The 6,799-nt window shown below is 73.4% G+C and carries 5 protein-coding genes; all 5 read left to right on the forward strand.

Features of this window, described 5'->3' with window-relative positions:
• The first annotated feature begins 305 nt into the window (after positions 1–305).
• The gene (gene leuS / locus ACFV0Q_RS36130) at positions 306–3,212 is read left to right on the forward strand and encodes a leucine--tRNA ligase (protein ID WP_385011440.1); all 2,907 of its coding nucleotides are present in this window, start codon (positions 306–308) and stop codon (positions 3,210–3,212) included.
• Positions 3,213–3,422: 210 nt separating this feature from the next.
• Positions 3,423–4,196, forward strand: a complete 774-nt coding sequence (locus tag ACFV0Q_RS36135) for a hypothetical protein (protein WP_385011442.1) — start codon at positions 3,423–3,425, stop codon at positions 4,194–4,196.
• Between the two features lie 94 nt (positions 4,197–4,290).
• Positions 4,291–5,136 carry a DegV family protein gene (locus tag ACFV0Q_RS36140; protein ID WP_385011444.1) on the forward strand — a complete coding sequence of 282 codons (846 nt, stop codon included), beginning with the start codon at positions 4,291–4,293 and terminating at the stop codon, positions 5,134–5,136.
• 776 nt (positions 5,137–5,912) lie between these two features.
• Positions 5,913–6,545 (forward strand): helix-hairpin-helix domain-containing protein, encoded by a 633-nt coding sequence (locus ACFV0Q_RS36145; RefSeq protein ID WP_385011446.1) that lies wholly within the window; start codon positions 5,913–5,915, stop codon positions 6,543–6,545.
• A partial coding sequence (locus tag ACFV0Q_RS36150) for a hypothetical protein (protein WP_385011448.1) occupies positions 6,542–6,799 on the forward strand: 258 nt, incomplete at its 3' end. The genes ACFV0Q_RS36145 and ACFV0Q_RS36150, both read left to right, overlap by 4 nt.

Below are 6,799 nucleotides of genomic sequence, written 5' to 3' on the forward strand. Positions count from 1 at the left end.
TAAACACCCCCTGCCCCCCACTGGCACCCCGGGCCCCCCCGGGCGCGGGCCCCCCGCTTCTCGTCGTGCCCCTGGACGCGCCCACTGCCGGACGTGCCCGCTGCGCGGAACGGCAGAGCACCCGTAGGGGGCGCTGCGGTACCCTGACGCCATGCGTGCCGTACGCCTTCTGCTTACCGAGCCGCGCTGATCAGTGCCGACCCTTCGAGACGGTCGGCATCGGCGCGGCGTCCCCTCCTGTGCGAGGGGTTTTTTCGTTTGGGCAGGCAGAGACGGCAGAGACGATCGATGGAGCTTCAGAAATCATGAGCGAGACGAACACCCCGGCCCCCGAGGCGGCCGAGGCGCACCGTTACACGGCTGCCATGGCCGCCGACATCGAGGCACGCTGGCAGGACGTATGGGACGCGGAGGGCACCTACGAGGCGCCGAACCCGACCGGTGACCTGGCCGGTACCGGGTCTTCTCAGGCAGCGGCGCTCGTCGCACGGCCCAAGAAGTTCATCATGGACATGTTCCCGTACCCGTCCGGTGCGGGCCTGCACGTCGGCCACCCGCTCGGGTACATCGCCACCGACGTCTTCGCCCGCCACCAGCGGATGTCCGGCCACAACGTCCTGCACACCCTGGGCTTCGACGCCTTCGGCCTGCCGGCCGAGCAGTACGCCGTCCAGACCGGCACGCACCCGCGCGTGTCGACCGAGGCGAACATCGAGAACATGAAGGTCCAGCTGCGCCGGCTGGGCCTGGGCCACGACAAGCGCCGCTCGTTCGCGACGATCGACCCCGAGTACTACAAGTGGACGCAGTGGATCTTCCTGCAGATCTACAACTCCTTCTACGACGCCGACGCGAAGAAGGCCCGCCCGATCGCCGAGCTGGTCGCCGCCTTCGAGAACGGCACCCGTGAGGTCCCCGGCGGCCGCGCCTGGGCGGAGCTGACCGCGGGCGAGCGTGCCGACGTACTGAACGGCTTCCGCCTGGCCTACGCCTCGGACGCGCCCGTGAACTGGTGCCCCGGGCTGGGCACCGTACTGGCCAACGAGGAGGTCACCGCGGACGGCCGGTCCGAGCGCGGCAACTTCCCGGTGTTCAAGGCCAAGCTGAGCCAGTGGAACATGCGGATCACCGCGTACGCCGACCGGCTGCTGGACGACCTGGACGCGCTGGACTGGCCCGAGGCCATCAAGCTGCAGCAGCGCAACTGGATCGGCCGCAGCGAGGGCGCGCGCGTCGACTTCGCCGTCGGCGACGCGGGCGCGATCACCGTCTTCACCACCCGCCCCGACACGCTGTTCGGCGCCACGTACATGGTGCTGGCGCCCGAGCACGAGCTGGTCTCCTCGATCGTCCCGGCCGCCTGGCCCGAGGGCACCCACTCCGTGTGGACCGGCGGCCACGCCACCCCGGCCGACGCCGTCGACGCGTACCGCAAGCAGGCCGCGTCGAAGTCGGACGTCGAGCGGCAGGCCGAGGCCAAGGACAAGACCGGCGTCTTCACCGGCGCGTACGCGACCAACCCGGTCAGCGGAGACCAGGTCCCCGTCTTCATCGCCGACTACGTGCTGATGGGCTACGGCACCGGCGCGATCATGGCCGTCCCGGCGCACGACGGCCGCGACTTCGAGTTCGCGCGCGCCTTCGAGCTGCCGGTCCGCTGCGTCGTCGAGCCGACCGACGGGCGCGACGCCGACCCGGCCGAGTGGGACGAGGCGTTCGTCTCGTACGACGCGAAGCTGATGAACTCGGCGAGCCGGGCCGACTCCGCGGGCGACGGGATCTCGCTGGACGGCATGGGCGTCGTCGAGGCCAAGGCCGCCATCACCGACTGGCTGGCCGAGCGCGGCATCGGCGAGGGCACCGTCAACTTCCGGCTGCGCGACTGGCTGTTCAGCCGTCAGCGCTACTGGGGCGAGCCCTTCCCGATCGTCTACGACGAGGACGGCGTCGCGCACCCGCTGCCCGAGTCGATGCTGCCGCTGGAGCTGCCCGAGGTCGAGGACTACTCGCCGCGCACCTTCGAGCCCGACGACGCCACCTCCAAGCCGGAGACCCCGCTGTCGCGCAACGAGGCGTGGGTCGACGTGGAGCTGGACCTGGGCGACGGCGCGGGCGTCAAGCGCTACCGGCGCGAGACCAACACCATGCCCAACTGGGCGGGCTCCTGCTGGTACGAGCTGCGCTACCTGGACCCGAACAACTCCGAGGCGCTGGTCGACCCGGAGATCGAGCGGTACTGGATGGGTCCGCGCGAGGGCGCGCCGCACGGCGGCGTCGACCTGTACGTGGGCGGCGCCGAGCACGCGGTGCTGCACCTGCTGTACGCGCGCTTCTGGTCGAAGGTCCTGTTCGACCTGGGCCACGTCTCCTCGGCCGAGCCGTTCCACAAGCTGTACAACCAGGGCATGATCCAGGCCTACGCGTACACCGACGCGCGCGGCGTGTACGTGCCGGCGGCCGAGGTCGAGGAGCGCGACGGCGGCTACTTCTACCAGGGCGAGCCGGTCAAGCGTGAGCACGGCAAGATGGGCAAGTCCCTGAAGAACGCCGTCACGCCCGACGAGATCTGCGAGGAGTACGGCGCGGACACCCTGCGCCTGTACGAGATGGCGATGGGCCCGCTGGACGTCTCGCGCCCGTGGGACACGCGTGCCGTGGTCGGCCAGTACCGGCTGCTGCAGCGCCTGTGGCGCAACATCGTCGACGAGGAGACCGGCGCGGTCACCGTCGTGGACGCGGAGCCCGGCGAGGACACCCTGCGCGCCCTGCACAAGGCGATCGACGGAGTCGGCGGCGACATGGCGGGCCTGCGGTTCAACACCGCCATCGCCAAGATCACCGAGCTGAACAACACCCTGACGAAGGCGGGCCGGCCGCTGGAGCGCTCGGTCGCCGAGCGGCTGGTGCTGCTGGTCGCCCCGCTGGCGCCGCACATCGCGGAGGAGCTGTGGCGCCGCCTGGGCCACACCGACTCGGTGGTGCACCAGGACTTCCCGGTCGCGGACCCGGCGTACGTCGTGGACGAGACGGTCACCTGCGTGGTGCAGGTCAAGGGGAAGGTCAAGGCGCGCCTGGAGGTGTCGCCGGCCATCTCGGAGGCCGAGCTGGAGCAGCTGGCGGTCACCGACGCGGGCGTCGTGGCGGCGCTGGGCGGGGCCGAGATCCGCAAGGTGATCGTGCGTGCGCCGAAGCTGGTGAACATCGTCATCTGAGGTCGTCCGAGGTCATCCGAGGTCGTCGTCTGAGGCCGTCCGAGGTCGTCGCCTGAGGTCGTCTGAGGTCGTCTGAGGTCATCGCCTGAGGTGACCACCCCTGGGATGGGGGACATCCCGTACGGGCAGGTTGGGGGTTCGATTGGAACCCCCGACCTGCCCTCGGCGTTTACGGTGGAGGGGACGGGGACGGCGGAGAAAGGGAACCTCATGGAGGCGGGCGCTTTGATCATCTTTGCCCTGTTGGTGCTGTTCACCTTTCTGGGGCTGGGAGTGTTGGTCACCGTGAAGGTGGTCGGCGCGGCGAAGCGGGGCGTGGACCGGACGATCACCCAGGCCCGCCGCACCGTCGAGGACACCACCCTGAAGGCCAAGAGCTTCGGCCAGGTCGGTGTCACGGGCGCGCTGGCGCAGCTGCGGCTGGACCTGCGGACCTCGATGCGGGCCACGCAGCAGGCGCTCTACCAGGGCGTACAGGCGGACAGCTCGTTGCAGGAATCGATCGGGCTCTTCGAACGGCTGAGCGCCCACGGGCACGAGCTGGACGCCGAGCTGAAGCGGCTGGAGCAGGAACCGGACCGTCGGCGGATAGCGGACAGCCTGCCGGACCTGCGGGAACGCACCGCGAAGATCACGCAGGCGTCGGACTCGCTGCGGTGGGCGGCGCGTGACCGTGCCCGCCGGTTCGCGGACGACGACCTGACGGTCCTGTCCGAGCAGATCGAGATGGAGTCGGGTGCGCTGCGGGACTGGTCGCGGGAGTCGGTGGACGACCTGGCGGCCGCTGCGGCGGCTTGGGACGCGGAGCATGCGGGTGGCGCGGGGAAGCGCCAGGAACCGGCCCCGCCGCAGGGACCGGCCTCGGCGGGGGCCCCGGCCGGAGCTTCGGCGGGGGAGACCCAGTCGCCGGCGGCGCTGAATCCTGCCGCTCCGGCGGCGCGCTACCCCTGGCAGAAGGCTCCGCGGCCGGAGGCCACCACCTGAGGGAGGCGGTGCGGGAAGGGCGTGAGGGCCGTGGGAGGCGGGGCGCGGGGGCCCGGGCTGCCGGATCTTGGACTCTGGCGGTAACCTCCGGCTCATGTCCCGCCATGTCGCGATCGTCACCGATTCCACGGCCTACCTGCCCCCTCCGGCGATGGCGCGGCACGGGATCACGTCCGTCCCCCTGACCGTGGTCCTGGGCGACGAGGCCCTGGAGGAGGGCACGGAGATCTCCGCCCGCAGCCTCGCCGTCGCCCTGCAGAAGCGTCGGCCGGTCACCACCTCCCGCCCCGGCCCGGAGGAGTTCGTACGGGCCTACCGGGCGGCGGCGGACGCCGGCGCGACCGGCATCGTCAGCCTGCACCTCTCCTCCGAGTTCTCCGGTACCTACGACGCCGCCGTGGTCGCGGCGAAGACGGCTCCCGTTCCGGTACGGGTCGTCGACACCGGGATGGTCGCGATGGCCCTCGGCTTCTGCGCCCTCGCCGCCGCGGAAGCGGCCGACGCCGGGGGCTCCGTCGACGAGGCCGTGGCCGCGGCCGAGAAGCGGGCGGGGGAGATGTCGGCGTACTTCTACGTGGACACCCTCGACTACCTGCGGCGCGGCGGGCGGATCGGGGCCGCGCAGGCGCTCCTGGGGTCGGCGCTGGCGGTCAAGCCGCTGCTCACGCTGGACGGCGGGCGGATCGAGATGCTGGAGAAGGTGCGGACGGCCTCGAAGGCCATCGCGCGCCTGGAGGAGCTGGCCGTCGAACGGGCCGGGTCGCGCAGCGTCGACGTGGCCGTGCACCACCTCGCGGCCCCGGAGCGGGCCGAGAAGCTCGCCCAGCGGCTCCGCGAGCGCATCCCGGGTCTGGTCGAGCTGCACGTCAGCGAGGTGGGGGCGGTCATCGGCGCGCACACCGGGCCGGGGCTGCTGGCGGCTGTCGTATCGCCCCGCTGATCACCGGAACGGGTGGCGGGGATATCCACAACGGGCGGGCTGTCCACCGGAATTGAAGGCTCCGAACGCGGGTCGGGGATCGGGCCTAGCGTCGTGGCATGACTCTGCGAACGCGTGTGGCGGGCCTCTCCGAGGCAACTGATGTTCTTGACTCCGCTCCGGCCGGTGACGGTGCGGGTGGGGTGGGTGGTGTGGGCGGTGGCCGTCGTGCCCCGGCTCGTGCCGGTGGTGCCGGGAGTGGGCCGGGGCGGGGGCGCGGCTCCGACGGGCGGCTCCGGGAGCGGCGGCGGGTCCGTCCCGACCCCGCCCTGGTGCGCCGCCGGGCGGAGGCCCTGCTGGCGGGCAGCTCGCCGCCGACGGCGGTGCCGGAGGCGGATTCCGCTCTTGGTGCTGGTGCTGGTGCTGGTGCTGGTGCTGGGGTGCGGGCGGAGGCCGGGGTCGGGAGGGTGGCTGACCCGCCGCCCGATGTCGAGCCCTGGCTGGGCGCCTATCCCCGGGCTTGGCCCGAGCCGGTGGGGGTGGCGGGGCCGGCGGGGGCCGCCGGGCCGGTCGGGACGGGGGAGCGTGTGGAGGTTGGGCGTCCTGTCAGGGCGGCCGCGGGCGCTGTGGAGGCGGCCGGGCGGATCGGGCCGGTCGGGGGCGTCGAGGTGGGGGAGCCGCGGCAGGACCTGGGGGCCGGGCGGCTTGTGGGGGCGGGGCGGCTTGTGGGGGCGGGCGAGGCCGTCGGGGTCGGGCCGCCTGGGGAGGCGTTGGGTGGGGTGCGGGGTGGCTGGCGGTTGGCCTTGCGGGAGCGGCTGCCCGTCTGGGTGCAGGGCCGGTGCGGGGTGGAGCCGCGGACGGTGGCCGCCGTCGCCGTGGTGCTGGTCGCGGCGGTCGGGTTCGCCGCCCAGCAGTACTGGTCCGGGCGCCCGCAGCCGGTGACGGCTCCCGCGGTGGTCGCCCCGGCATCGGCACCGGCCGTGCCCGCGGGGCCGGGGCCCGCCGCCGGAGGCACCCGCATCGTGGTGGACGTCAGCGGCAAGGTCCGGGACCCCGGAGTGCGGCGGCTGCCCGGCGGCTCGCGGGTGCAGGATGCGCTGACCGCCGCCGGAGGAGTGCGGCCCGGCACCGACACCACGGGGCTCAATCTGGCCCGGGTCCTGGTGGACGGCGAACAGGTGCTGGTGGGGGTCGTCGCGCAGCCTGCTCCGGGGGGTGGCGGTGGCGGTCCGGGTTCCGGCCCGCTGAGCCTGGCCACCGCGACCGTGGAGCAGCTGGACGGACTGCCCGGGGTGGGACCGGTGCTCGCCCGGCACATCGTCGACTTCCGCACCGCCCGGGGCGGGTTCCGGGCCGTGGAGGACCTCCGGCAGGTCGACGGCATCGGCGAGCGCAGGTTCTCCGACCTGCGCGGGCTGGTGCGGCCGTGAGCGCCCCTGGGGGGCAGGCCGGGGTGTCGGAGCCGGACCGGCCCGGGCGGGCTCCTGCGGCGTCGGACCTGCGGCTGGCGGGGCCCGCGGTGGCCGCCTGGGGTGCGGCCGCCGTCGCGCTCGGGGTGCCCGCCGGGTGGACCGCCGTCGGGGCGGGGCTCGCGGTGGCCGTGGCGGGGGTGCTGCTGGTGGCGGCCTGCTGTCGGCCGCAGCCGGTGTGGCAGGTCGGTACGGCCGCGGCCGCCGCGCTGCTG

Source organism: Streptomyces sp. NPDC059564 (assembly GCF_042735575.1).
Taxonomy (GTDB): Bacteria; Actinomycetota; Actinomycetes; order Streptomycetales; family Streptomycetaceae; genus Streptomyces.

Coding starts and splice junctions, on each gene's coding strand:
- leuS (WP_385011440.1), top strand. CDS start 306: ATGAGCGAGACGAACACCCCGGCCCCCGAGGCGGCCGAGGCGCACCGT.
- ACFV0Q_RS36135 (WP_385011442.1), top strand. CDS start 3,423: ATGGAGGCGGGCGCTTTGATCATCTTTGCCCTGTTGGTGCTGTTCACC.
- ACFV0Q_RS36140 (WP_385011444.1), top strand. CDS start 4,291: ATGTCCCGCCATGTCGCGATCGTCACCGATTCCACGGCCTACCTGCCC.